This is a genomic window from Cronobacter universalis NCTC 9529 (genome assembly GCF_001277175.1).
Lineage (GTDB): Bacteria > Pseudomonadota > Gammaproteobacteria > Enterobacterales > Enterobacteriaceae > Cronobacter > Cronobacter universalis.
The window spans coordinates 4,111,560-4,134,934 of sequence record NZ_CP012257.1 but is presented as its reverse complement, the minus strand read 5'-3'; the positions used below and the strand labels follow the sequence as shown (position 1 = coordinate 4,134,934).

General features: G+C 54.4%; 18 protein-coding genes, 1 tRNA gene and 1 pseudogene. 11 read left to right on the top strand and 9 right to left on the bottom strand.

Features of this window, described 5'->3' with window-relative positions; translation table 11 throughout:
• Positions 1-31 precede the first annotated feature (31 nt).
• Positions 32-898 (bottom strand): aldo/keto reductase family oxidoreductase, encoded by an 867-nt coding sequence (locus AFK65_RS19085; RefSeq protein WP_038858624.1) that lies wholly within the window; start codon positions 896-898, stop codon positions 32-34.
• Positions 899-974: 76 nt separating this feature from the next.
• Here AFK65_RS19085 and AFK65_RS19080 point away from each other — a divergent pair, with 76 nt between their 5' ends.
• The 6 genes from AFK65_RS19080 (at position 975) to AFK65_RS19055 (ending at position 5,051) form a co-directional block, all read left to right on the top strand.
• Positions 975-1,592: a TetR/AcrR family transcriptional regulator gene (locus tag AFK65_RS19080; protein WP_007703155.1), complete on the top strand. Its 618-nt coding sequence runs from the start codon at positions 975-977 to the stop codon at positions 1,590-1,592.
• A gap of 225 nt (positions 1,593-1,817) precedes the next feature.
• Positions 1,818-2,309 carry an Hcp family type VI secretion system effector gene (locus AFK65_RS19075; protein ID WP_032805036.1) on the top strand — a complete coding sequence of 164 codons (492 nt, stop codon included), beginning with the start codon at positions 1,818-1,820 and terminating at the stop codon, positions 2,307-2,309.
• A 9-nt stretch (positions 2,310-2,318) separates the two neighbouring features.
• A complete protein-coding gene (locus AFK65_RS21425; protein WP_071602574.1) occupies positions 2,319-2,837 on the top strand; it encodes a DUF2778 domain-containing protein in 519 nt (172 codons plus the stop codon).
• A 236-nt stretch (positions 2,838-3,073) separates the two neighbouring features.
• Positions 3,074-3,337: a hypothetical protein gene (locus tag AFK65_RS22305; protein WP_236612745.1), complete on the top strand. Its 264-nt coding sequence runs from the start codon at positions 3,074-3,076 to the stop codon at positions 3,335-3,337.
• A gap of 104 nt (positions 3,338-3,441) precedes the next feature.
• Positions 3,442-3,897 (top strand): hypothetical protein, encoded by a 456-nt coding sequence (locus tag AFK65_RS19065; RefSeq protein WP_050555876.1) that lies wholly within the window; start codon positions 3,442-3,444, stop codon positions 3,895-3,897.
• 33 nt (positions 3,898-3,930) lie between these two features.
• A protein-coding gene (locus AFK65_RS19055; protein WP_115185090.1) for an IS3 family transposase occupies positions 3,931-5,051 on the top strand; the annotation gives its coding sequence in 2 pieces (ribosomal slippage) (positions 3,931-4,189 and positions 4,189-5,051; 1,122 coding nt in all).
• A 12-nt stretch (positions 5,052-5,063) separates the two neighbouring features.
• Here the strand turns inward: AFK65_RS19055 and AFK65_RS22300 are convergent.
• Both AFK65_RS22300 and AFK65_RS19045 read right to left on the bottom strand, forming a co-directional pair.
• Positions 5,064-5,933: pseudogene (locus AFK65_RS22300) on the bottom strand (tyrosine-type recombinase/integrase); the annotation flags it as partial.
• A gap of 271 nt (positions 5,934-6,204) precedes the next feature.
• Positions 6,205-6,299, bottom strand: a tRNA-Sec gene (locus tag AFK65_RS19045).
• A gap of 290 nt (positions 6,300-6,589) precedes the next feature.
• Between AFK65_RS19045 and AFK65_RS19040 the strand changes: the two genes are divergently transcribed.
• Complete coding sequence (locus AFK65_RS19040; RefSeq protein WP_007703148.1) at positions 6,590-7,993, top strand: glycoside-pentoside-hexuronide family transporter; 1,404 nt, start codon at positions 6,590-6,592, stop codon at positions 7,991-7,993.
• Positions 7,994-7,996: 3 nt separating this feature from the next.
• Entirely contained in the window at positions 7,997-10,321 is a 2,325-nt protein-coding gene (gene yicI / locus AFK65_RS19035; protein ID WP_038858637.1) for an alpha-xylosidase, read from the top strand.
• A 48-nt stretch (positions 10,322-10,369) separates the two neighbouring features.
• Here yicI and avtA read toward each other — a convergent pair whose 3' ends face one another.
• Positions 10,370-11,626: a valine--pyruvate transaminase gene (gene avtA / locus AFK65_RS19030; protein ID WP_007703144.1), complete on the bottom strand. Its 1,257-nt coding sequence runs from the start codon at positions 11,624-11,626 to the stop codon at positions 10,370-10,372.
• A 173-nt stretch (positions 11,627-11,799) separates the two neighbouring features.
• Complete coding sequence (locus AFK65_RS19025; RefSeq protein ID WP_007703142.1) at positions 11,800-13,830, bottom strand: alpha-amylase; 2,031 nt, start codon at positions 13,828-13,830, stop codon at positions 11,800-11,802.
• A gap of 313 nt (positions 13,831-14,143) precedes the next feature.
• Between AFK65_RS19025 and AFK65_RS19020 the strand changes: the two genes are divergently transcribed.
• Positions 14,144-14,968: a protein bax gene (locus AFK65_RS19020; RefSeq protein ID WP_071602576.1), complete on the top strand. Its 825-nt coding sequence runs from the start codon at positions 14,144-14,146 to the stop codon at positions 14,966-14,968.
• A gap of 144 nt (positions 14,969-15,112) precedes the next feature.
• On the opposite strand, the gene xylR is transcribed toward AFK65_RS19020, so the two are convergent.
• From xylR to xylF, 4 genes are all read right to left on the bottom strand, one after another.
• Positions 15,113-16,291: a D-xylose utilization transcriptional activator XylR gene (gene xylR / locus AFK65_RS19015; RefSeq protein ID WP_007703139.1), complete on the bottom strand. Its 1,179-nt coding sequence runs from the start codon at positions 16,289-16,291 to the stop codon at positions 15,113-15,115.
• Between the two features lie 98 nt (positions 16,292-16,389).
• Positions 16,390-17,580, bottom strand: coding sequence for a xylose ABC transporter permease XylH (gene xylH / locus AFK65_RS19010; protein WP_038858639.1), 1,191 nt, complete (start codon positions 17,578-17,580; stop codon positions 16,390-16,392).
• On the bottom strand, positions 17,558-19,099 hold the full coding sequence (locus tag AFK65_RS19005; RefSeq protein WP_007703136.1) for a xylose ABC transporter ATP-binding protein: 1,542 nt from the start codon (positions 19,097-19,099) through the stop codon (positions 17,558-17,560). The genes xylH and AFK65_RS19005 overlap by 23 nt, the downstream gene beginning before the upstream one ends.
• A gap of 67 nt (positions 19,100-19,166) precedes the next feature.
• A complete protein-coding gene (gene xylF, locus AFK65_RS19000; RefSeq protein WP_007703134.1) occupies positions 19,167-20,159 on the bottom strand; it encodes a D-xylose ABC transporter substrate-binding protein in 993 nt (330 codons plus the stop codon).
• A gap of 382 nt (positions 20,160-20,541) precedes the next feature.
• Between xylF and xylA the strand changes: the two genes are divergently transcribed.
• Complete coding sequence (gene xylA / locus AFK65_RS18995; RefSeq protein WP_007703131.1) at positions 20,542-21,864, top strand: xylose isomerase; 1,323 nt, start codon at positions 20,542-20,544, stop codon at positions 21,862-21,864.
• 47 nt (positions 21,865-21,911) lie between these two features.
• Positions 21,912-23,366, top strand: a complete 1,455-nt coding sequence (gene xylB / locus AFK65_RS18990; RefSeq protein ID WP_038858643.1) for a xylulokinase — start codon at positions 21,912-21,914, stop codon at positions 23,364-23,366.
• Positions 23,367-23,375: the final 9 nt, after the last annotated feature.

Genomic DNA, 23,375 nt, shown 5'->3' with positions numbered 1-23,375 from the left:
GAAATGCGTAAAATCTGACGGCGTTTCGCGCTTACGCGGCCAGTTTATTTAACGCGTCGAGGGTTTCCTGAGAGAGCGTTAATTCCGTGGCCTTGCTGTTTTCATGGAAATGCGCGACTGACGACGTACCCGGAATTAATAAAATATTCTCGGAGCGGTTTAACAGCCAGGCGAGCGCCACCTGCATCGGCGTTGCTGATAATTGCGTTGCGATAGTCTCAAGCGTTGAAGACTGTAACGGTGAGAATCCGCCTAACGGGAAAAACGGTACATAGGCAATCCCGGCGGCGGCCAGTTCATCAATTAACGCCTCATCGTCACGGTGAACGATGTTATACATATTTTGCACGCAGCTTATTGGCGTTATCTGCCGCGCTTGCGCAACCTGTTTCTGCGTGACGTTACTTAAGCCGATATGTTTAATCAGCCCTTGTTCTTTTAATTTCACCAGCGCTATGAGCGGCGCTTCGATAGATCCTTCCGCCGGGCCGTGGACATCAAACATCACGCGAAAATTGACGACATCCAGCGCGTCGAGCTTCAGGTTGCGCAAATTATCGTGCACGGCCTGGGTTAATTCGTCAGCCGAATATGCCGGGTTCCACGAGGCATCATTGCCACGTGTCGCGCCGACTTTAGTCACAATCGTCAGGTCGTCGCGGTAGGGATATAACGCTTCGCAAATCAGTTGATTCGTAATGTGCGGCCCGTAAAAATCGCTGGTATCAATATGATTAACGCCCGCCTCAACGGCCGCGCGTAATACGCTGAGGGCCGCGTTTTTATCTTTCGGCGGTCCAAATACGCCGGGGCCTGCGAGCTGCATCGCGCCATATCCAAACCGTCTGACTTCACGGCTGCCGAGTTTATACGTACCGCTTTTTTCAATATTGTTCATGACGACCTGCTTGCTGTATCGATGTGAAGGAAGTATTAGTATATGAAGCATCCTTCAGTTTAAGAATTCGCATTCCATGAAGACGACCGCAGCACCGCTCAGCCCGCGTAAAGCCCCGATCCAGCGCCGTTCCGTGGCGACGGTGGAGGCGCTTCATACGGCGACCATTCAGGTTTTAGTGACCGAAGGACTCAGCCGCTGTACCACCACACGCGTCGCCAGCCGCGCCGGAATGTCGGTCGGGAGTCTTTATCAGTATTACCCTAATCGCGACGCGCTGCTTTCCGGCGTGCTGGAATTACACTTAACCAAAATCGCCGACGCGCTCGAAGCCGCGTGTATTTCCGTGCGCGGCAAACCCGTCGGGGAAATGGCCTGTGCGATGGTGCAGGCTTTTCTGAGCCTGAAATTAGCCAATCCTGATGAATCAAAAGCGCTGTATGGCGTGGCGGCAGAGCGCGACGGCGCGCGCCTGATGGGCGTGATGTACCAGCGAATGGTGAATGATATAGCGCAAACGCTTGTTACCGCGCCGGATAAAACCTTTCCCGACCCGGTATTCACCGCCCATATGGCGCTGGGCGTCATTACCGGGCCGACGAAATCGTTTCTCGAAGGGTTTATTCCGCACGACTATACCGGGCAATTCCAGACGCATTTATCCCGGCTGTTGGGGGATTATTTGAAAGGATGAAACGAGTCATTAATTATGGCAATTTATTGATTTCTTGTTGATATTAAAACCATGAATGCCTGCTGCATTTTTTAATCTTCATCAAAAATAAGTTAATTAAATTCCAACTCCTTTTTACTTCTTATGTCGTATGACGGTAAATAACCTTTATTGCTGTCGAGATCTATTCAATGAAGCAATGAAAAAGCGTGATGTCATCGATATGATTTAATAAAGGAGATCATTATGGCTGTCCCGGCACATTTATGGCTTTATGACGCCTCGGGCGCGTTAATTTGTGGTGGCTCAGGGGTGGCGGGCCGCGAGGGGAGTATAGAGGTTCAGAGCTTTGGTCATGGTTTGTCTGTACCTTTCGACGGAAATACCGGCAAACTAACAGCAACACGCGTTCATAATCTGATGAACATAGAAAAGGAATTCGATAAATCCTCTCCTTATCTTTATCGCGCAGTCGCTACCAGTGAAAAACTACAGCGAGCTATCATTCGCTGGTATCGAATTAACCATGCGGGTATGGAAGAAGAGTTTTTCCAGATGATACTGGAAGATGTAAGAATTACTGGTATCCATCCCAATATGCAAAACTTTAAACACCCGGAGGGGTTGCTTTCCACGCCGGTGGAGTCCGTAGGGCTGATATACAACAAAATAACCTGGAAATACCTGAACGGGAATATTCAATACACGGATGCCTGGAACAGCCAGATGTATGCTTAGGATAGTGCGATGATCAATTGTGAACTTAACTACAATGAGAAAACCGCAGACGGCAAACTCTTATTGCGTTGCGCTGGTGTCGGCGTTTTTCCTGTGTTTTCTGGGCTTGGCAGTTATAAAAATGTGCTTGAATTTTCTGGAAGACGTAACGGGCCTATTCCATTGGGGAAGTATTTAATTGTGCAAAGAAGTTGGGGTGGGTTATATAGTAGAGTAAAGACAATAGATAAATGGGTAAGGACAGGGAATAAATATTGGGAATGGTTTGCTTTATACCCACAAGACGCCACGCTGGACGATTCACTTGTTATAAATGGTATTACAAGAGGCGGATTCAGGATGCATCCCCTTCGCCCTGATGGAACAGGCGTCTCTGATGGCTGTGTTACTTTTTATAACGAAGCGGATTTTTATCGCTTGCGGCACGCACTTCTGAATACAACGAAGCTCTATACGACATGCGAAGCTTTAAAAGCTTATGGTGAATTAACTGTAATGGGGATGCCTTATGCAAAATTGCCTCGGTAAATTAATTCCTGTTCTTCTGGCCCCGCTTGGCTTTGTTATTATAGCATTGATGGCTGTGTTTCACTTAAGCTTTAGCGATTATGCTTATACTGACTACTCCCGAACTTTCAGTGATTTGGTTTTAATTGCATTCGTAGATTCCGCTGTGGCTGGATTTATTTTGGTGTTTTTTTTATATTTATTTATTAAGAAGGCTGCATTTACCTGTCAATTCTTATTGGGGCGTTACTTTTATTATGTCCTGGCAGGTGGGTTTTGTTATTTTTACGATGTCTGACACGGTGATACATTTGAAAGATGTTGTTGAGCATATATTGTTTATGAATGATTTTAATCTGAGCCATACTCATGTTGAACCTCAGGTAGAAGGGCAAACTATAGCGATACGGGATTTTATCATGGGCATGATTTTTTTTATTGGCAATGCGGTAATGTCAGGAGTAGCAGCCTTTATATTTTCTCGATTCCTGAGTGCAATAAGAAAGAAGAATGAATTATGATAATATAATCATATTAAGTAAAGTGTTGCCAAGGTTCTTTTGAAATTCAGATATATTGACAGGCCGCAGCTTATAGTTATCACAGCGTTGAGCAAGGAAGCCGTATGTTGCCCGAGATTAGAACTACTTTAAGAAAAGGATTGCTATTGCTAATACTGGTTATTATCCCCCCGGTAGATATGATTTTTATGGAAACAGGAACCTATGGTGGTGGACTATCGCCGCTGTTTGTAATGGTTTCATTGCTTTTCTTTAATATTTTCTTGTGGGGTTTAATCATCAGACTAATGAAAATCTGGTCATGGTATAAACTCATTAAAGGAAGCGTTTATTATTTTTGTTTTCTGGTTATCATGATTTTTTCTGATGTTGGATATTATTCTGGGTACCTGGCCTGGTATCTTGTAAGCCATTATTCTTCCGCGGAAAGGTTTACAGAAATTGAAAGTCAGATCGCTCTTTTAGAGAGATTGTTTTTTGTCAGCTCCACAACGGTTATGGCGTTAATTATTTCAGCTGCGCTGACCTGCTCCCCGTTGATTAACACACCGCGATGTTAGTAATGTCTTCATAAGCCACATGAGGACATCCCCATGAAGAAGCGTTTTTCCGACGAACAGATCATCAGTATTCTCCGCGAGGCCGAAGCCGGGGTTTCAGCCCGGGAACTCTGCCGTAAGCATGCTATTTCAGACGCTACCTTTTACACCTGGCGCAAGAAGTTTGGTGGCATGGAAGTTCCCGAAGTGAAGCGGCTCAAGTCGCTTGAAGAGGAGAACGCCCGCCTCAAGAAGCTGCTCGCTGAAGCCATGCTGGATAAGGAGGCGCTTCAGGTAGCTCTTGGCCGAAAGTTCTGACGACAGACCAGAAGCGGGAAGCCGTGGAAGTCATGTGTGAGGCCGCAAGTCTGTCGCAACGTCGTGCCTGCAGGCTGGCAGGTTTGTCCCTGTCGACCTGCCGTTACCCGGCTCAGCGTCCGGCTGCTGACGCGCAGCTGTCTCTACGCATCACAGAGCTGGCACTTGAGCGCCGCCGCTTTGGTTACCGGCGCATCTGGCAGCTACTGCGTCGGGAGGGCCTTCACGTCAACCACAAGCGGGTATACCGCATCTATCATCTCAACGGCCTGAGTGTAAAACGCAGGCGACGCCGCAAGGGACTGGCGACTGAGCGGCTTCCGCTTCTTCGCCCGGATGCGCCGAACCTGACATGGTCGATGGATTTTGTCATGGATGCACTTGCCAGCGGCCGCAGGATGAAGTGCCTGACCTGCGTGGATGATTTCACGAAGGAGTGTCTGACGATCACCACGGCATTCGGGATTACAGGCGTTCAGGTGACACGTATTCTGGACAGCATTGCGCTGTTTCGTGGCTATCCTGCAACGATAAGAACCGATCAGGGCCCGGAGTTCACCTGCCGCGCGCTCGATCAATGGGCCTTTGAACATGGTGTTGAGTTGCGCTTAATCCAGCCGGGCAAGCCAACGCAAAACGGATTTATTGAGAGTTTCAATGGCCGCTTTCGGGATGAATGCCTGAATGAGCACTGGTTCAGCGATATTCTACATGCCCGGGAAATAATTAATGACTGGCGGCAGGATTATAACGAGTGTCGACCACATTCATCGCTGAATTACCTCACGCCGGCTGAATTTGCAGCGGGCTGGCGAAACGGGAAATTTGAAGAAAAACCAACTGACATTACTAACTGAAGGTTGTATCTAATCCTGGGGGCAGGTCACACGCCCTTTGTAGCCAAGTAACTCAATCACTTGTGACACGCTCTCCTTCGAGATTGGCTTGCTACGATTATTTCGCCCAATAAAAATATAGGGATAATGGCCGGTAATAGATTTAAGCTGCTTAAAGAGTTCTATCACTTGATTTGATAAAGGTACGACATGCGGCCTGCGCATTTTCATCCTTTCTGCAGGGATTTCCCAGATACCGTTATTAAGGTCTACTTCGTCCCATTTAGCAAAGCGCATTTCCTGAGTTCGAACGCCAGTAAGCATAACTATCTTAGTTGCATTTTTGGTGATGATGCTGCCGGTGTATGCTTCCAAATCACGAATGAAATGAGGCAGCACTTCGGCAGATAGAAAAGAGTGGTGTTTTTGCTTAGGTACGGCCAGAGCTATAGCTAAATCAGGTGCTGGATTGTATTCAGCGCGGCCAGTAATGATCGCATAGCGATAGAGCTCGCCGCATCTTTGGCGCACTTTTCTGGTTTTCTCAAGCGCACCACGTTTCTCTATCCGCCGTAATACCTCAAGCAACTCCAAAGGTTTGATCTCACCATAGGGCGTTTGCCGATAAAAGGGAAAACATCTTGCTCGAAAGTCTTAATGATTTCGTCACGGTATGCAAGTGTCCAGCGATCGGCTTTGTTTGCATGCCATTCTCGACAAATGGCTTCAAAGGAGTTTTCAGTGGAGAGCTGTTGTGCCACTTTCTGGGCTTTACGTTCTTCAACTGGATCAGTGCCATTAGCAACTTGTTTACAAGCTATCTCGCGCTTCTCACGGGCTTTTGCGTAGCTGCCAAATGATATCAACCGCGCTTTTCCGGCAAAGCGGAAACGGAAGCGCCAGCCCTTTGAGCCGTCTGAATTGATGAGTAATGACAGGACTTGACCATCGTTCAATGTTTAGGGCTTGTCTTGGGGCTTTGCTCGGTTGATTTGTATGTCTGTAAGTGCCATGTATATAAGTCAAAAATGTGTATAAAAAATCTATACACATCAATATACATATTTTTCATGGATTCAGGGAGAAGTTGTCGGACTGTCACGGATGATTAATTTGGTATTGCTATTAAAAATAAAAGATTTTTTAGACGTTCTCGGATGGGGGGGAAGAACTTTGGCGGAAGATCACAGGAGTCGAACCTGCCCGGGACCGCTGGCGGCCCCAACTGGATTTGAAGTCCAGCCGCCTCACCGGAGACGACGATCTTCCGCGCCTGCATTGCTACATGGAGGCCGGCGCATTATAGGCGCGTTTCAGACGCTTACCAATACCCCCGTCACACTCTTTTTTCGCCCCTCAAACCCCCGTTGTACGGTTTTGCTTAAGTGTTTTTCCGTTGTTACGGGCCACAAGAATTATTCATTCGTTGCATCAGCAGGTTATCGCGATCACAGAAATCAAGAATCATAAATAAATAACCAGAAAACAGAATATCTGGCGGTTCCGAACGGCGCTAAAAAACTTAAGTGAAATTTCGCGTATCGCCGGAGGACCACCGAATGAGTGAGCAAGCGCTTTCCGTGAAGGAGAAGATTGGCTACGGCATGGGAGACGCCGCAAGCCATATCGTCTTTGATAACGTCATGCTTTACATGATGTTTTTTTATACCGATATCTTTGGCATCCCCGCAGGGTTTGTCGGCACGATGTTTCTGCTGGCCCGCGCGCTCGACGCCATCTCTGACCCGGCGATGGGGCTTATCGCCGACCGCACCCGCAGCCGCTGGGGCAAATTTCGTCCGTGGGTGCTCTTTGGCGCGTTGCCATTCGGTGTGGTGTGCGTGTTCGCCTACAGCACGCCGGAGCTCAGCCTTAGCGGCAAAATGATTTATGCCGCCGTCACCTATACGCTGCTCACGCTGATGTATACGGTGGTGAATATTCCTTACTGCGCGCTGGGCGGGGTGATTACCAGCGATCCGCAGCAGCGAATTTCGCTGCAATCCTGGCGCTTTGTGCTGGCCACAGCGGGCGGCATGCTCTCCACGGTACTGATGATGCCGCTGGTGAATTTTTTCGGCGGCGAGGATAAGGCGTTTGGCTTTCAGGCGGGGATTGCCGTGCTGGCCGTTGTAGCGTGTCTGATGCTCGCGTTTTGCTTCTTCACGACGAAAGAACGCGTCGAGGCGCCGCCGAACACTTCCACCATGCGCGAAGATCTGCGCGACATCCTGCAAAACGACCAGTGGCGCGTCGTAGGCGTGCTAACCATTCTCAACATCCTCGCCGTCTGCGTGCGTGGCGGGGCGATGATGTATTACGTCACCTGGATTATGGGCGACGCCGCGCTGTTCTCCTGGTTCCTCGGGCTTTACTGCGTCGGCAATCTCTTTGGCAGCGCGCTTGCCAAACCGCTGACGGACTGGAAATGCAAAGTCAGCGTCTTCTGGTGGACCAACGCCGCGCTGGCCGTGCTGAGCGTCGCGATGTTCTTCGTGCCGATGAGCGCCACCGTCGTTATGTTCATTTTTATCTTCGTCATCGGCGTGCTGCACCAGCTGGTGACGCCCATTCAGTGGGTCATGATGTCCGATACGGTCGATTACGGCGAATGGCGCAACGGTAAACGTCTCACCGGGATTAGCTTCGCGGGCACGCTGTTTGTGCTGAAGCTCGGTCTGGCGCTGGGCGGCGCGCTGATCGGCTGGATGCTGGCAGGCGGTGGGTATGACGCCGCCGCGAAAACTCAGAACGGCGCCACGCTCACCATCATTATTTCACTGTTCACGCTGGCGCCGGGCCTCTGCTACGTGTTGAGCGCCATTATCGCGAAGCGTTACTACACGCTGAAAACGCCGTTTTTGAAAAACATTCTGGCGGAGCTGGCGAAAAGCGCGCGCCATAACCAGCGTGAATTTGAAACGCTGCCGGTCAGTGAAACATTCCAGAAGTCTAAGGGGTAAGCCATGAAAATCAGTGACGGAAACTGGCTGATCCAGCCAGGTTTAAACCTGCTGCATCCCGTTCAGGTATTCGATGTTGAGCAGCGTAACAGCGAAATGGTGGTTTATGCGGCGCCGCGCGACGTGCGCGAACGCGCCGGACAGCTCGATATTCCGCTTTTCACCCTGCGTTTTTTCTCGCCGCAGGAGGGAATCATCGGCGTGCGTATCGAACATTTTCAGGGCGCGCCGAACCACGGCCCGCATTATCCGCTCAATACAGAAGCGCATGTTCAGGTTGAGCTGCGCGACACGGAGCGCTACGCCGAGCTGAAAAGCGGCGCGCTCAGCGTGCGGGTTACCAAAGGCGAAAACTGGGCGCTCGATTTTCTGCGCGACGGCGAGCGTATTACCGGCAGCCAGTTGAAAAACAACGGCTATGTGCAGAATAACAACACCGGCGGCAGCTACATGTTCGAGCGGCTGGATCTCGGCGTCGGCGAAACGGTTTATGGACTCGGCGAGCGGTTTACCGCACTGGTGAAAAACGGCCAGACGGTGGAGACCTGGAACCGCGACGGCGGCACCAGCACGGAGCAGGCCTATAAAAATATTCCTTTTTATCTGACCAACCGCGGCTATGGCGTGCTGGTGAATCACCCGGAGTGCGTCTCTTTTGAAGTCGCCTCGGAGAAAGTGTCGAAAGTACAGTTCAGCGTGGCGGGTGAATATCTGGAATATTTCGTTATCGATGGCCCGACGCCAAAAGCGGTGCTGGACCGTTATACCCGCTTTACGGGGCGTCCGGCGCTGCCGCCCGCCTGGTCGTTCGGGCTGTGGCTCACCACCTCGTTTACCACTAACTATGACGAAGAGACCGTGAACCGGTTTATCGACGGCATGGCGGAGCGTGAACTGCCGCTGCATGTCTTTCACTTCGACTGCTTCTGGATGAAAGCCTTCCAGTGGTGCGATTTCGAGTGGGATCCTGCGACCTTCCCGGACCCTGAAGGCATGCTTAAACGCCTGAAGGCGCGCGGCCTGAAGATCTGCGTCTGGATTAACCCTTACATCGGCCAGAAATCGCCGCTGTTCCGCGAAGGCATGGAGAAGGGCTACTTGCTGAAGCGACCGAATGGCGCCGTGTGGCAGTGGGATAAGTGGCAGCCTGGGCAGGGAATCGTCGATTTCACCAACCCGGCGGCGTGTGCCTGGTATGCAGGCCATCTGAAACGGCTGGTCGGGATGGGCGTCGACTGCTTCAAAACCGATTTCGGCGAGCGCATTCCCACCGATGTGGTGTGGCATAACGGTGCTGATCCGCAAAAAATGCACAACCACTATGCGTTCATTTATAACGCGCTGGTCTGGAACGTGCTGAAAGAGACTGTGGGCGAGGAAGAGGCGGTGCTGTTTGCCCGCTCGGCGTCCGTCGGCGCGCAGCAGTTCCCGGTGCACTGGGGCGGCGACTGTTACGCCAACTATGAATCGATGGCGGAAAGCCTGCGCGGCGGCCTTTCCATCGGTCTTTCCGGCTTTGGCTTCTGGAGCCACGACATCGGCGGTTTTGAAAACACCGCGCCCGCGCATGTCTATAAACGCTGGTGCGCGTTTGGGCTGCTCTCCAGCCACAGCCGCCTGCATGGCAGCAAATCGTACCGCGTGCCGTGGGCGTATGACGACGAAGCCTGCGATGTGGTGCGCCACTTTACACAGCTGAAATGCCGCCTGATGCCTTATCTGTATCGGCAGTCGGCGTTAGCGCACGAGCGCGGCACGCCAGTCATGCGCGCCATGATGCTGGAGTTTCCGGACGATCCGGCCTGCGACTATCTTGACCGCCAGTATATGCTCGGCGACAGCGTGCTGGTCGCGCCGGTTTTCAGCGAGGCGGGCGACGTGGCGTTTTATCTGCCGCCAGGGCGCTGGACGCATCTGTGGCATAACGATGAGCTGGACGGCGGCCGCTGGTATAAGCAGCGTCACGATTTTCTGAGCCTCCCGGTTTATGTGCGCGGCAATACGCTGCTGGCGCTGGGTAATAACGATCGGAAGCCCGACTACGCGTGGCATGAGGGCACAGCGTTCCAGCTGTTTAACCTGGCGGACGGCGCTGAAGCGCGCTGCGAGGTGCCTGCCGCGAATGGCGAGACGGTATTTACGCTGTGCGTGAAGCGCGAGGGCAAGCGGTTGACGGTCGAAGGGCGCGGTCACGCGACCGGCTGGACACTCTGCCTGCGCAACATTCAGCAGGTGGCAAGCGTTGACGGCGGCAGCAGCGCGGGCAGCGAATGGGGAGTTCTGGTGACGCCGGAGCGCGATGCGCGAGCGCTTATCATCACGCTCTGAGGAACAAAAACGCCGCCCGCAGGCGGCGTTTTATCTGTCGGTAAGACGTTACTGGCCCGCTTCCTGCCAGGCGCGCTCAATCTCTTCCGCCAGAATTTTTACGCCCGCCTCGATTTTCTGCGGCTCCGGCACATAGTTCATGCGCATGCACTGATGCGTGTGCGGCCACGGCTTATCGAGCCCCGGGAAGAAGAAATCGCCCGGCACCATCAGTACGCCGCGCTTTTTCAGGCGCTGGTAGAGCAGCTCGGTGGTGATCGGCAAATCTTTAAACCACAGCCACAGGAAAATCGCGCCTTCTGGTTTATGAATAAGGCAGCGTTCCGGCGACAGATAACGGCGAATGATGGCGATCGTCTCCTGAACGCGCTGCTGGTAGAAAGGCTTGATCACCTCCTGAGACAGACGCAGCAGATCGTTGCGCTTAATCATCTCACAGGCCATCGCGGGCCCGATGCCGCCCGGCGCCAGGCTGATGATCCCGTTCATGTTGCTGATAGCCGAAATCACTTTTTCATTGCCGATGATAATGCCGCAGCGGCTGCCCGGCAGGCCGAGCTTGGAAAGGCTCATGCAAAGGATAATATTCGGGTTCCAGAGCGGGCGCGCCTCGCTGAAGATAATGCCCGGGAATGGCAGACCGTAGGCGTTATCAATCACCAGCGGAATGTTGTGCTGATTGGCGAGCGCGTCGAGCTTAATCAGCTCGTCGTCAGTGATCACGTTGCCGGTGGGGTTGGTCGGGCGCGATACGCAGATCATGCCGGTTTCCGGGCCGATATGCAGATGCTCGAAATCGACGTGATATTTAAACTGGCCTTCAGGCAGCAGTTCGATGTTCGGACGCGCGGAGACGAACAAGTCTTCCTCCAGCCCGGAATCCGCATAGCCGATGTATTCGGGGGCCAGCGGGAACAGCACTTTTTTCGATGTCCCGTCCGCCTGGCGGCCGGCAAACAGGTTAAACAAGTAGAAAAATGCGCTCTGACTGCCGTTTGTTAGTGCAATATTCTGTGGTTCGACATCCCAGCCAAACGCTTTTCGCAACATCCCCGCCAGGGCTACCAGCAGCTCACTTTTTCCGCGCGGGCCATCATAATTGCAAAGCGCATCAGTCACTTTGCCGCTTTCGAGCATCGAGGCCAGCAGCTCCTGGAAATAGTGGTTCATCGCCGGGATTTGCGCCGGGTTTCCGCCGCCCAGCATGATAGCGCCGGGGGTGCGTAATCCGTCGTTGAGATCCTCCATGAGGCGCGTAATGCCTGCATGTCGGGTAAATTTGTCGCCGAAAAGTGAAAACGTCATAGCGGTCTGTCTGTCGCATTCTTTTAAAAAGAGGCTAACCATAGCGCTACAGGATGGCGGGTGCAAATCGGCGGGCGGGGGCTTTTCTGATGCAAAATGTTTCGATGCTGACAGCATGCAGCATTAAATGCTGGATAACGAGGCGGCGCGCCCGAAGACACGCCGCCTGGTGATTATTGCTGGCCAGCCCAGACGACCATAACGGTATCGTCACCCTGCTGGCGCACAAAACCGTAGCCCTGTTGCAGCGAAAGCGTGGTCTGCTTTCCGCTGCCGATGGCCGGGTGACGCGCGCGGAACTGCCCGAGCTTTTGCCAGTGCGCGAGCGTCGCCGCGCTTTTACCGTTGAGATCCTGCCAGTTCATATCGGATCGCGTGCCCTGGAGCGGATCGGAGCCGGTTGGGCCGAAAGGCCGTTCACTCTCGTCGCCGTAAAAAATCTGTACCGCGCCGGGCGTGAGCAAAAGTAATTCTGCCGCCCGCGGCCCGCCTTCGCGAAACAGCCGGGTATCATGCGAGGAGAGATAGCTCAGGGCGTTGAACCCCTGGAGTTTTTCCGCCATCTGCTGCCAGACCATATCGATATTCGCGAAACAGTTCGCGGCTTTCGCAGCCTGCTCCTGGTAATCGAAGTTAATCATCGCGTCGAAGCCGTGGCGGTAGTAATCGCTCTGCATCACGCCGTGACCCCAGGCCTCGCCGGTCATCCAGAACGGCGCGTCATCGGGCTTTTTATCCGGGTTTTTGGCTTTCCATTCGACAAGCGCCGCGCTGGCCTCGTTTTTCAGCTGTTGCCAGGCGGCCAGTTCAACATGTTTTGCCGTATCCACGCGGAAACCGTCGATACCGTAATCGCGCACCCACTGGCTGAGCCAGCGTGTCAGGTAATCGCGCGGCGTGGCGCCGTCGATAAGCTGCGCCGCGGTATCCGGCTTGCGCTGGTAAAAGTTTGGCAGGCCGGAGGGCTGCGTCGATTCTGTTTTCAGGTCCGGTAAAAAGGTGAGCGAGAGCGTGAGATCGTCAAAGCCGGGGCTGTCGTAGTCGCCGATATCCGTGCGGATCCACGTTTTACCCCACCATTTTTCCCAGGCCGCTTTGTCGCTGAAATTAATATAGTCATTGAAGCTGTGCCAGTTCTGGCCCGCGCCAGGGCGCCAGTCGGTCCAGTGTTCACCCAGCGTCTTTTTCAGCTCGTCGCCTTTGAGGTAGAGCGCGCCAAACTGGAATTGCTGCATATCAGCGAGCGTGGCGTAGCCCGTGTGGTTCATCACCACGTCGAATAAAACACGAATGCCGCGCCGGTGCGCTTCATCGACCAGATGGCGTAAGTCGTCCGGCGTGCCCATGTTGGCATCCAGTTTCGTCCAGTCCTGCGGGTAGTAGCCGTGGTAGGCATAATGGGGGAAATCGCCTTTGGCGCCGCCGCCGACCCAGCCGTGGATCTGCTCCAGCGGCGAGCTTATCCATAACGCATTGACGCCGAGCGTTTGCAGATAATCCAGCTTGCTGGTCAACCCTTTGAGATCGCCGCCGTGAAACGTGCCAATCTCCTGCATGCCGTCTTTATGGCGGCCATAGCTGTTGTCATTGGCGGGGTCGCCGTTCACAAAGCGATCGGTCAGGACGAAATAGACGGTGGCGTTGTGCCAGTTAAACGCGGCCTGCGAAGGAGATTCTGCGCGCTCCAGCAGCAAAAGCCCGTTACTGCCGGGCGCAGGCGTCAGCGTGATTTGCCCCTGCGTGACCGTAGCGATACTGCCGCTGTAAAAATCGCGTACCTGGCTGCCTTCCTCGAATGTCTCTTTTACGGAAACCGTGAGCGGTTTGCCGTCCCACTTCGGACACTGGCGTGTCACTTCCGCCACGGCTTTTTGCGCTTCCTGCTCAATGCTCAGCATCAGCGTCGGGGTGCCGGAGCGCGTGTCTATCTGCACCTGATAATGGCCGTCGCGAAAGCGTCGCCACTCGGGTGCCGGGTCAACGCACGGCGCCAGTGAGAGCATCTGGTTGAGCTTGACGGGGCCTGCGGGTTGCCAGCAGGCATTGTCCTGCGTCAGGCGCAGCGGCTGCGCGCCTTTGGCCAGCAGCCCCTGGCTTGTAAACACGCCGGGTGTCTTTTCCTGAAACGCGGGCAGGTCGGGAGCAGACCACTGCGCAAGCGCGATGCCCGGCAGCAAGAAGAGTGCGAGAGGGGAGAGGTTCATTATGGGCATCCTGTGCGATTTCTGTGCAGTGTCGCATGGCGATCTAAGGAATTCCTCATCCTTAAGCGGCAGTGAAAGGGGAGGAAACGGGAGGATGAGCCGTGCCCTTTCAATGCCAGCATGAAATGCTAAAAATGCTCTTTTTTAACGTTCAATTTCAGCAAGTTAAACTGCCTTTGAGCGGCGCGAATTCAGAATCGACTTATTTCTTTTGATGATCCAAAACGGTATTTTTGATACGATTTAAGATTCCTTTCTTAAATTTAATTAAATAATAAGGTGTTGGAATGCTGAAATCCGACCAGGAGACCTGATGATATCGACTTCAATTCGACGATTAGGGGCGGCGCTGTGTATGTTAGCCACCCTGGCATTTTCGGGTGAAGTGCTTGCAACGCAGCACACCACGAAAAAGAGCCACACAGTCCATGTTAAAAAGACAAGCGGTAAAAAACTGGCAAGCAGTAAAAAAGAGTATTCTCGCAATAGTGTAATAAGTGGTTCACTGCCTGATTTGCGAAAATACCCTTCCGGAACACCACGGAAAAAAGCGTTTCTCCGGACCGTCATGCCTTACATTACCAGCCAGAATGCAGCGATTTCGGCTGAGCGTAACTGGCTTATCTCAAAGCAGTACGACGCCCAGTGGTCGCCGTCTGAGCGCGCGCGCCTGAAAGATATCGCGAAGCGTTACAAGGTGAAATGGAACGGCAATACGCGTCGGGTACCGTGGAATACGCTGTTTGAGCGCGTAGATATTATTCCTGCCAGCATGGTCGCGACCATGGCGGCGGCGGAAAGCGGTTGGGGGACCTCGAAACTTGCCCGAAATAACAACAACTTGTTCGGCATGAAATGCGCCAGCAAGCGTTGTAATTACGAACCAGGCAAAGTGAAAGGGTATTCTCACTTTAACTCTGTTAAAGAATCCGTTAATGCGTACGCGGTGAATCTCAATACGCATCCGGCTTATGCTTCTTTCCGCAAATCCCGTCTGCAACTGCGTAAAGCGGATCAGGAAGTAACGGCGAGCAATATGATCCATAAGCTGAAAGGCTATTCCACCAAAGGGAAAAGCTATAACAATTATCTGTTTGCCATGTATCAGGATAATCAGCACCTGCTGGCAACCAATTAATGAGCGGCTCTCCTGGTTCGGACACAAAAAAACGTCTTCTTTGGAAGACGTTTTTTATTGTTTCTCGCTCCGCCACGCGCGCATGTTATTAACGCCTGCCAGCATAAGCGCCGCTTAACGTTTTAAGGTAAACCGTCGCGCGCGCTATATCATCACCTCGCTGAATCTGTCGCGATACTCCTTCGGCGTGGTGTCGTACTCTTTCTTAAATACCGAATAGAAATATTGCAGCGATGGATAGCCGCACATCTGGGAAATCTCGTTGATGCTCAATGAGGTAGAAATCAGCAGGCTGCGCGCTTTCTCCAGCTTCTCAGCATGGATCACGGCGTGAATAGTTTCGCCGACCTCTTCTTTAAAGCGCTTTTCCAGGTTGGAGCGGGAAATCCCGACCGCATCCAGCACCTGCTCGACTTTGATTCCTTTGCAGGCGTGATTGCGAATGTAGTGCATCGCCTGAATAACGGCCGGATCGTGCAGCGAGCGGTAATCGGTGGAGCGCCGTTCCACTACCCGCGCAGGCGGCACCAGCACACGCTGGAGCGGCAGATTTTCATTAGCCAGCAGGCGATGCAGCAGTTTCGCGGCCTGATATCCCATCTGGCGCGTGCCCTGTGCCACTGACGAGAGCGCGACGCGGGAGAGATAACGCGTTAGCTCTTCGTTATCAATGCCGATGACGCAGAGTTTCTCCGGCACCGGAATATGTAAATGCTCGCACACCTGTAGCAGATGGCGGGCACGAGCATCGGTCACGGCGATAATGCCGGTCTGCGGCGGCAGCGTCTGGAGCCAGTCAGAAAGCCGGTTCTGGGCGTGCTGCCAGTTCTCCGGCGCGGTTTCCAGCCCCTGATAGATTACGCCACGGTATTTTTCGCGCGCGACTAGTTCGCTAAACGCATGCTCGCGCTCGGCCGCCCAGCGTTTGCCGCTGGAAGAAGGGAGCCCGTAGAAGGCGAAGCGGTGCACGCCTTTCTCTTTCAGATGCAAAAACGCGCTTTCGACCAGCGCGTAATTGTCTGTCGCGATGTAATGCACCGGCGGATAGTGCTCGGGCCGATGATAAGAGCCGCCGACGCCGACGATCGGCACCTGAACGTCTTTCAGCAGCTGCTCGATTTCCGGATCGTCAAAATCGGCGATCACCCCATCGCCAAGCCATTCTTTAATGTTCTCAATCCGGGTGCGGAAATCCTCTTCCATGAAGATATCCCACTCTGATTGCGAAGCCTGTAAGTACTCGCCAACGCCTTCAACCACCTGACGGTCATAAGCTTTGTTGGCATTAAACAGCAGCGTAATGCGATGACGCTTTTCAAACATAGTGTCAGTATCCGGCCTTGAACCTGTTGTTTGAATAACACATATCCCGCGAGACGGGATAACCGCGCGCCTGCAATGTGATCCATTGCAGGTTATGTTCAGGCGCGTCGGCGCGTCGCGGAATCCATCCAGACCGCCAGCAGCAAAATGGCTCCTTTGACAATGTATTGCCAGAACGTGGGCACGTCCATCATGCTCATGCCGTTATCAAGCGACGCCATAATAAAGGCGCCCATCACCGCCCCCGCCACGCTCCCGACGCCGCCGGCAAGGCTGGTGCCGCCGATGACGCAGGCGGCGATGGCGTCGAGCTCGGCGATATTCCCGGCCGAGGGCGAGCCCGCCCCGAGGCGCGAGCTTAAAATCAGCCCGGCAATCGCCACCATCACGCCGTTTATCGCAAACACCGCAAGCTTAGTGCGTTCCACGTTAATGCCGGAAAGCCTCGCGGCGTCGATATTCCCGCCGATCGCGTAAATGCGGCGGCCAAACGCGGTATGCAGCGCCATAAACATGCCCGCCAGCAGAAGGAATGTGAGGATCAATACTGGCGTGGGCACGCCGCGATAATCGTTGAGCAGCCAGATGGCGCCCAGCACAATCACCGCCGTCAGCGCCTGCTTGCCGGCAACGGCACTGGAAGGCGTTGAGGTCAGACCGAGGGCCTGGCGACGCATCCGCCCCCGCCACTGCCAGAAAATAAACAGCGCCAGCCCGAGCGCGCCGATGGCAAAGCCGACGCCGCCTGGCAGGTAGCTCTGGCCTATCTGTGACATCGCGGGGCTGGTGGGCGATACCGTCGTGCCGTTGGTGATGCCTATCAACACGCCGCGAAACGCCAGCATCCCCGCAAGCGTGACGATAAACGACGGGACTTTGCGGTAAGCGACCCACCAGCCGTTCCATGCGCCCAGCAGCAGGCCGAGCAGCAGCGTGACGACAATCGTCAGCGGCAGCGGCCAGCCCAGCCAGACGTCAAAAATCGCCGCTGCCCCACCCAGCAGGCCCATCATTGAGCCGACAGAAAGATCGATCTCCGCGGAAATAATGACGAAGACCATCCCGACTGCCAGAATGCCGGTAATGGCGGTCTGGCGCAGCAGGTTAGAGATGTTACGGGCGCTCAGATACGCGCCGTCGGTCATGAACGTGAAAAACAGCATGATGACCACAATGGCCGCGATCATCACAAAGACCTGAACGTTAATTTTATTCAGCGCGCGGAATGAGACCGGCGAAGAGGCCGATGGCGCGGCTAGCTTGATTTCAGACGGATTGCTTTTCGACATGGCGATCGCTCCTCAGGGCGGCTTCCATCACCTGTTCTTGTGTGAGATGGCGGTTAACGAGATTGGCTTTGAGTCGGCCTTCATGCATCACCAGCACCCGGTCGCTCAGACCGAGCACTTCCGGCAGTTCCGATGAGATAACAATGACGGCGATACCCTGCTGCACCAGCTGGTGAATCAGTTTGTAGATTTCATATTTGGCACCGATATCAATGCCGCGCGTCGGTTCATCGAGGATAAGAATGCGTGGATTAAGCAGCAGGCAGCGCGCGAGAATCGCTTTTTGCTGATTGCCGCCGCTCAGGCGGCCTATCGCCAGCATCGGCGACGCGGTTTTCACTTTCAGTCGCTGTAGTGAATCAAGAATGCACTGCTGTTCTGCCGCCGCATCCAGCGCGCTGAGCGGCCCGCTGAATTCATCCAGCGCAGCGAGCGTAATGTTCTGCCCAACCGCCATCACCGGCACAATGCCGTCTTTTTTGCGATCCTCCGGCACCATCGCGATGCCGTGGGCGATAGCCTGTTGGCAGTTGCGCAGCGTCACCGGCTTGCCGTCGATAAAAATGTCGCCCTGCCAGCGCCCTGGCCAGACGCCGAACAGACACTGCATCGCCTCGGTACGCCCGGCGCCCACGAGCCCGGCGATGCCGAGAATTTCACCACGGCGCAGCGAAAATGAGAGCTCGCTGACGCGCTGAATATGGCGATTCACCGGGTGCCAGGCCGTCAGGTTTTCCACACGCAGGATTTCATCACCAGGCGTATGAGGCTCGCTCGGGTAGAGGGCCGTCAGTTCGCGGCCTACCATCATGGCGATGATCTCCTCCTCACTCATTTGCGCGGCCGGGCGCGTGCCGACCGGTTTGCCATCCCTGATCACGCAAATGGTGTCGGATATCGCTTTTACTTCATTCAGCTTGTGGGAAATGTAGATACAGGCAATATCGTGCTGCTGAAGATCCCGAATGATATCCAGCAGCAGCGCGGTCTCCTGCTCGGTGAGTGACGCCGTGGGTTCATCCAATACCAGCAGACGCACCTGTTTGTTCAGCGCTTTCGCGATTTCCACCAGTTGCTGCTGGCCAAGGCCGAGATCGCCCGTTCGGGTATGCGGAGAGACAAACAGGCTCACCTGCGCCAGCAGTTTTTCGCAGCGCACCGTCATGGCGTCGTAATCCAGCACGCCGCGGCGCGTGATTTCTGCGCCGAGAAAGATGTTTTCCAGCACCGTCAGGTTTTTTACCAGCGCCAGCTCCTGATGAATGATCGCTATCCCTTTGCGCTCGGTATCGCGGATATGGGCTGGCGTGAGCGGCTCGCCGGCAAACGTGATTTCGCCTTCATAGCTGCCCCAGGGGTATATCCCGCACAGTACTTTCATCAGCGTTGATTTGCCGGAGCCGTTTTCACCGCACAGCGACATCACCTCGCCTGGCGCAAGCGCGAGCGACACGTTATCGACCGCTTTAACGGCGCCGAAGGCTTTGGTGATATTTTTCATTTCGAGTAAATAAGGCATAACAAGTCCGCCTGCACTGGTCGGAGGGCGTCACTGGCGTTTACGGCGAACCGCAAACGCCGTGGGATTACAGATCGGTTTTCTTATGGAAGCCGTCTTTAATGACGGTGGATTCAATGTTGGATTTATCCACCTTGATGGGGGTTAACAGGCGCGAGGGCACTTCTTTCAGCCCGTTATTGAGCGTGGCGTCAGATTTCGGCTGCTTGTCGTTGCCAAGCTCAACCGCGACTTCGGCAGCCGTATTGGCAAGCTGCGTAATCGGTTTATAGACCGTCATGGTCTGTGTGCCAGCGATGATGCGCTTGATCCCGGCAAGGTCGGCATCCTGACCAGAGATAGCCACTTTCCCGGCAAGCCCTTGCGCGCTCAGCGCCTGAATAGCACCGCCTGCGGTCGCGTCGTTAGAGGCGACGACAGCGTCGATTTTATTGTTGTTCGCGGTCAGCGCGTTTTCCATAATTTTCAGCGCATTTTCCGGTAGCCACCCATCCACCCACTGATCGCCAACGACTTTTATTTTTCCGCTATCGATAAAAGGCTTCAGGACTTTCATTTGCCCGTCCCGGAAAAGGCGCGCGTTATTATCGACCGGCGAGCCGCCCATCAGGAAATAATTCCCTTGCGGCACCTTGTCGACCAGGCTTTGCGCCTGGATTTCGCCTACTTTTTCATTATCGAAAGAGATGTAGAAATCGATGTCGGCGTTATTGATCATACGGTCATACGCCAGCACTTTAATTCCTTCGCGTTTCGCCTCGGCGACAACGTTACTTAATACCTGCCCGTTGTAGGGAATAATCACCAGCACATCCACGCCGCGGTTGATCATATTTTCAATTTGCGACATTTGCGTTTCTTCGTTGCCGTTCGCCGACTGTACAAAGACTTTGGCGCCCAGTGATTCCGCTTTGCTAACGAAAATGTCGCGATCTTTCTGCCAGCGCTCAAGGCGCAGGTCATCGATCGCCATGCCGATTTTGACGTCTTTTGCGATGCCGCTGAAGCTGGTTAACACCAGCGACGCGCACAGGGTAAGAATAAGCTGCTTTATTTTCATGATTTTTATACCTGTTCCAGTGTTACGAATGGGCTTAATTCATCGGGGACGAAACGGACATTCATACTTACGGACGCAGGAATTTTTAGCGCGGAAAGGCTGGCGATCAATTACAGATTTTAATCTTCGGATTACGTTTTTTTGTTTATTTCTGATTTTATGACGCCGATCGGATTTCTAATGTTAAATCCAAAAGTTTCACAAATAAAATGGAATTTATCGCGCAATGCAATATTGAGTGGAGCTAACCCAGTTTTTGCGAGCCAGCGCACATTTGCGCATTCTCTTAATCGCAGTGTGAAATAACGTAATTGAGCAAAGGGAAAGGAAATTCCAGGATTAATTTATTCTCGCTGGAACAGCCCTGATTACGGAGTCAATTATGCCGACTTATTTCGACCAACTTGAACGTGTGCGTTATGAAGGCCCGAAAACCACCAATCCCCTGGCATTCCGCCATTACAATCCCGACGAGTTGGTTGCCGGTAAACGTATGGAAGATCATCTGCGTTTCGCCGCCTGCTACTGGCATACGTTCTGCTGGAACGGCTCGGATATGTTTGGCGTGGGCGCGTTTGAACGCCCGTGGCAGCAATCAGGCGACGCGCTGAGCCTCGCGAAACGCAAAGCCGACGTGGCATTCGAGTTTTTCCATAAGCTCAACGTGCCTTACTACTGCTTCCATGATGTTGACGTATCGCCGGAAGGCGCGTCGCTTAAGGAGTACCTGAATAACTTCGCCCGGATGGTAGAAGTGCTGGCGCAGAAGCAACAGGAGAGCGGCGTGAAGCTGCTGTGGGGCACCGCCAACTGCTTTACCCATCCACGCTACGGCGCAGGCGCCGCCACCAATCCTGACCCGGAAGTTTTCTCCTGGGCGGCCACGCAGGTGGTCACCGCCATGAACGCGACCCATCAGCTGGGCGGCGAAAACTATGTGCTGTGGGGCGGACGCGAAGGCTACGAAACGCTGCTCAATACCGATCTGCGCCAGGAGCGTGAACAGCTTGGCCGCTTTATGCAGATGGTCGTGGAGCATAAGCATAAAACCGGCTTTCGCGGGACGCTGCTTATCGAACCGAAACCGCAGGAGCCGACCAAACATCAGTATGACTATGACGCGGCGACCGTGTATGGCTTCCTGAAACAATTTGGTCTTGAAAAAGAGATTAAGCTTAACATTGAGGCCAACCACGCCACGCTTGCGGGCCATTCTTTCCACCATGAGATTGCCAGCGCCATTGCGCTCGGTCTGTTCGGTTCGGTAGATGCGAACCGCGGCGACCCGCAGCTCGGCTGGGATACCGATCAGTTCCCGAACAGCGTCGAAGAGAACGCCCTGGTGATGTATGAAATCCTCAAAGCAGGTGGTTTCACCACCGGCGGGCTGAACTTTGACGCCAAAGTGCGCCGTCAGAGCACCGATAAGTATGATCTGTTCTACGGTCATATCGGCGCGATGGATACGATGGCGCTGTCGCTGAAAGTGGCGGCGAAAATGCTCGAAGAGGGCGAGCTGGATAAACGCGTCGCCCGCCGTTATGCCGGCTGGAACGGCGAGCTTGGCCAGCAGATCCTCAAAGGCCAGATGACGCTTGCTGAACTGGCTCAGTACGCGGAGCAGCATAATCTGGCGCCGCAGCATCAGAGCGGACACCAGGAACAGCTGGAAAACCTGGTCAATTATTATCTGTTTGATAAGTAAACGCATTGCGCCGCCTTCGGGCGGCGTTCTTCACAGGAGCGGCGGCGATGTATATTGGGATCGACCTTGGGACTTCAGGGGTAAAAGTTATTCTGCTGGATGAGCAGGGCGCGCTTGTGGCTTCGCACAGCGAAGCGTTGCAGGTCGCTCGTCCGCATCCGTTGTGGTCGGAGCAAGATCCCGAAAGCTGGTGGCAGGCGACTGACCGCGCTATGCAGGCGCTGGGCGCGCAGCACAGTCTGCGAGACGTGAAAGCGATAGGCTTAAGCGGACAGATGCATGGCGCCACGCTGCTTGATAAACATCAGCGGGTGCTCCGTCCCGCGATCCTCTGGAACGACGGGCGAAGCGCGCAGGAGTGCGCCATCCTTGAAGAAAACGTACCCGATTCGCGTGAAATTACCGGCAATCTCATGATGCCGGGTTTTACCGCGCCGAAGCTGCTATGGGTGGAGCGCCACGAGCCGGAAATTTTTAGTCAAACCGACAAAGTGCTGCTGCCCAAAGATTATCTGCGGTTGCGCATGACCGGCGTATTCGCGAGCGACATGTCCGATGCGGCAGGCACGATGTGGCTGAATGTGGCGCAGCGCGACTGGAGCGACGTCATGCTGGCGGCGTGCCATCTGCAACGCGAGCATATGCCCGCGCTGTTTGAAGGCAGCGAGATCACGGGCGAACTGAAAGATGACGTTGCCAGGGCGTGGGGTATGAATGCGGTGCCGGTGGTGGCAGGCGGCGGCGATAACGCCGCGGGCGCCGTGGGCGTTGGTCTTGCCGATCCAGGCCAGGCGATGCTGTCGCTCGGCACGTCCGGCGTTTACTTTGCCGTCAGTGATGGCTTTCGGACAAACCCTGAAAGCGCGGTGCACAGTTTTTGCCATGCGTTACCCGCGCGCTGGCATTTGATGTCGGTGATGCTGAGCGCCGCCTCGTGTCTCGACTGGGCGGCACGGCTTACCGGCGCGGGAAGCGTTCCGGCGCTGCTTACGGCCGCGCAAAACGCGCGTGACGGCGCGGGCGCTGTCTGGTTCCTGCCGTATCTTTCCGGTGAGCGCACGCCCCATAACAATCCGCTGGCGAAAGGCGTGTTTTTTGGGCTGACGCACGAGCATGGGCCCGCCGAGCTGGCGCGCGCGGTGCTGGAGGGCGTCGGCTATGCGCTGGCGGACGGCATGGATGCGGTGCATGAATGCGGGGTAACGCCGCAAAGCGTTACGCTGATTGGCGGCGGCGCGCGTAGCGCGTACTGGCGCCAGATGCTGGCGGATATCAGCGGCGTGCCGCTGGATTACCGCACCGGCGGCGACGTCGGCCCGGCGCTCGGCGCGGCAAGGCTTGCGCAGATTGCGCTCTCGCCAGAGCGTGCGCTAGCCGATCTGCTTCCACCGCTTGCGCTGGAACAGCAGCATCAGCCGGATGCCGCGCGCCATCAGCGTTATGGCGAGCAGCGTGAAACCTTCCGCAAGCTCTACCAGCAGTTGCTGCCCTTAATGTCTTAACCAAAAAGC

Coding starts and splice junctions, on each gene's coding strand:
- xylA (WP_007703131.1), top strand. CDS start 20,542: ATGCCGACTTATTTCGACCAACTTGAACGTGTGCGTTATGAAGGCCCG.
- xylR (WP_007703139.1), bottom strand. CDS start 16,291: ATGTTTGAAAAGCGTCATCGCATTACGCTGCTGTTTAATGCCAACAAA.
- AFK65_RS19040 (WP_007703148.1), top strand. CDS start 6,590: ATGAGTGAGCAAGCGCTTTCCGTGAAGGAGAAGATTGGCTACGGCATG.
- AFK65_RS19075 (WP_032805036.1), top strand. CDS start 1,818: ATGGCTGTCCCGGCACATTTATGGCTTTATGACGCCTCGGGCGCGTTA.
- AFK65_RS19065 (WP_050555876.1), top strand. CDS start 3,442: ATGTTGCCCGAGATTAGAACTACTTTAAGAAAAGGATTGCTATTGCTA.
- AFK65_RS19025 (WP_007703142.1), bottom strand. CDS start 13,830: ATGAACCTCTCCCCTCTCGCACTCTTCTTGCTGCCGGGCATCGCGCTT.
- xylF (WP_007703134.1), bottom strand. CDS start 20,159: ATGAAAATAAAGCAGCTTATTCTTACCCTGTGCGCGTCGCTGGTGTTA.
- AFK65_RS19085 (WP_038858624.1), bottom strand. CDS start 898: ATGAACAATATTGAAAAAAGCGGTACGTATAAACTCGGCAGCCGTGAA.
- avtA (WP_007703144.1), bottom strand. CDS start 11,626: ATGACGTTTTCACTTTTCGGCGACAAATTTACCCGACATGCAGGCATT.
- AFK65_RS22305 (WP_236612745.1), top strand. CDS start 3,074: ATGTCCTGGCAGGTGGGTTTTGTTATTTTTACGATGTCTGACACGGTG.
- yicI (WP_038858637.1), top strand. CDS start 7,997: ATGAAAATCAGTGACGGAAACTGGCTGATCCAGCCAGGTTTAAACCTG.
- xylH (WP_038858639.1), bottom strand. CDS start 17,580: ATGTCGAAAAGCAATCCGTCTGAAATCAAGCTAGCCGCGCCATCGGCC.
- xylB (WP_038858643.1), top strand. CDS start 21,912: ATGTATATTGGGATCGACCTTGGGACTTCAGGGGTAAAAGTTATTCTG.
- AFK65_RS19080 (WP_007703155.1), top strand. CDS start 975: ATGAAGACGACCGCAGCACCGCTCAGCCCGCGTAAAGCCCCGATCCAG.
- AFK65_RS19020 (WP_071602576.1), top strand. CDS start 14,144: ATGATATCGACTTCAATTCGACGATTAGGGGCGGCGCTGTGTATGTTA.
- AFK65_RS19005 (WP_007703136.1), bottom strand. CDS start 19,099: ATGCCTTATTTACTCGAAATGAAAAATATCACCAAAGCCTTCGGCGCC.
- AFK65_RS21425 (WP_071602574.1), top strand. CDS start 2,319: ATGATCAATTGTGAACTTAACTACAATGAGAAAACCGCAGACGGCAAA.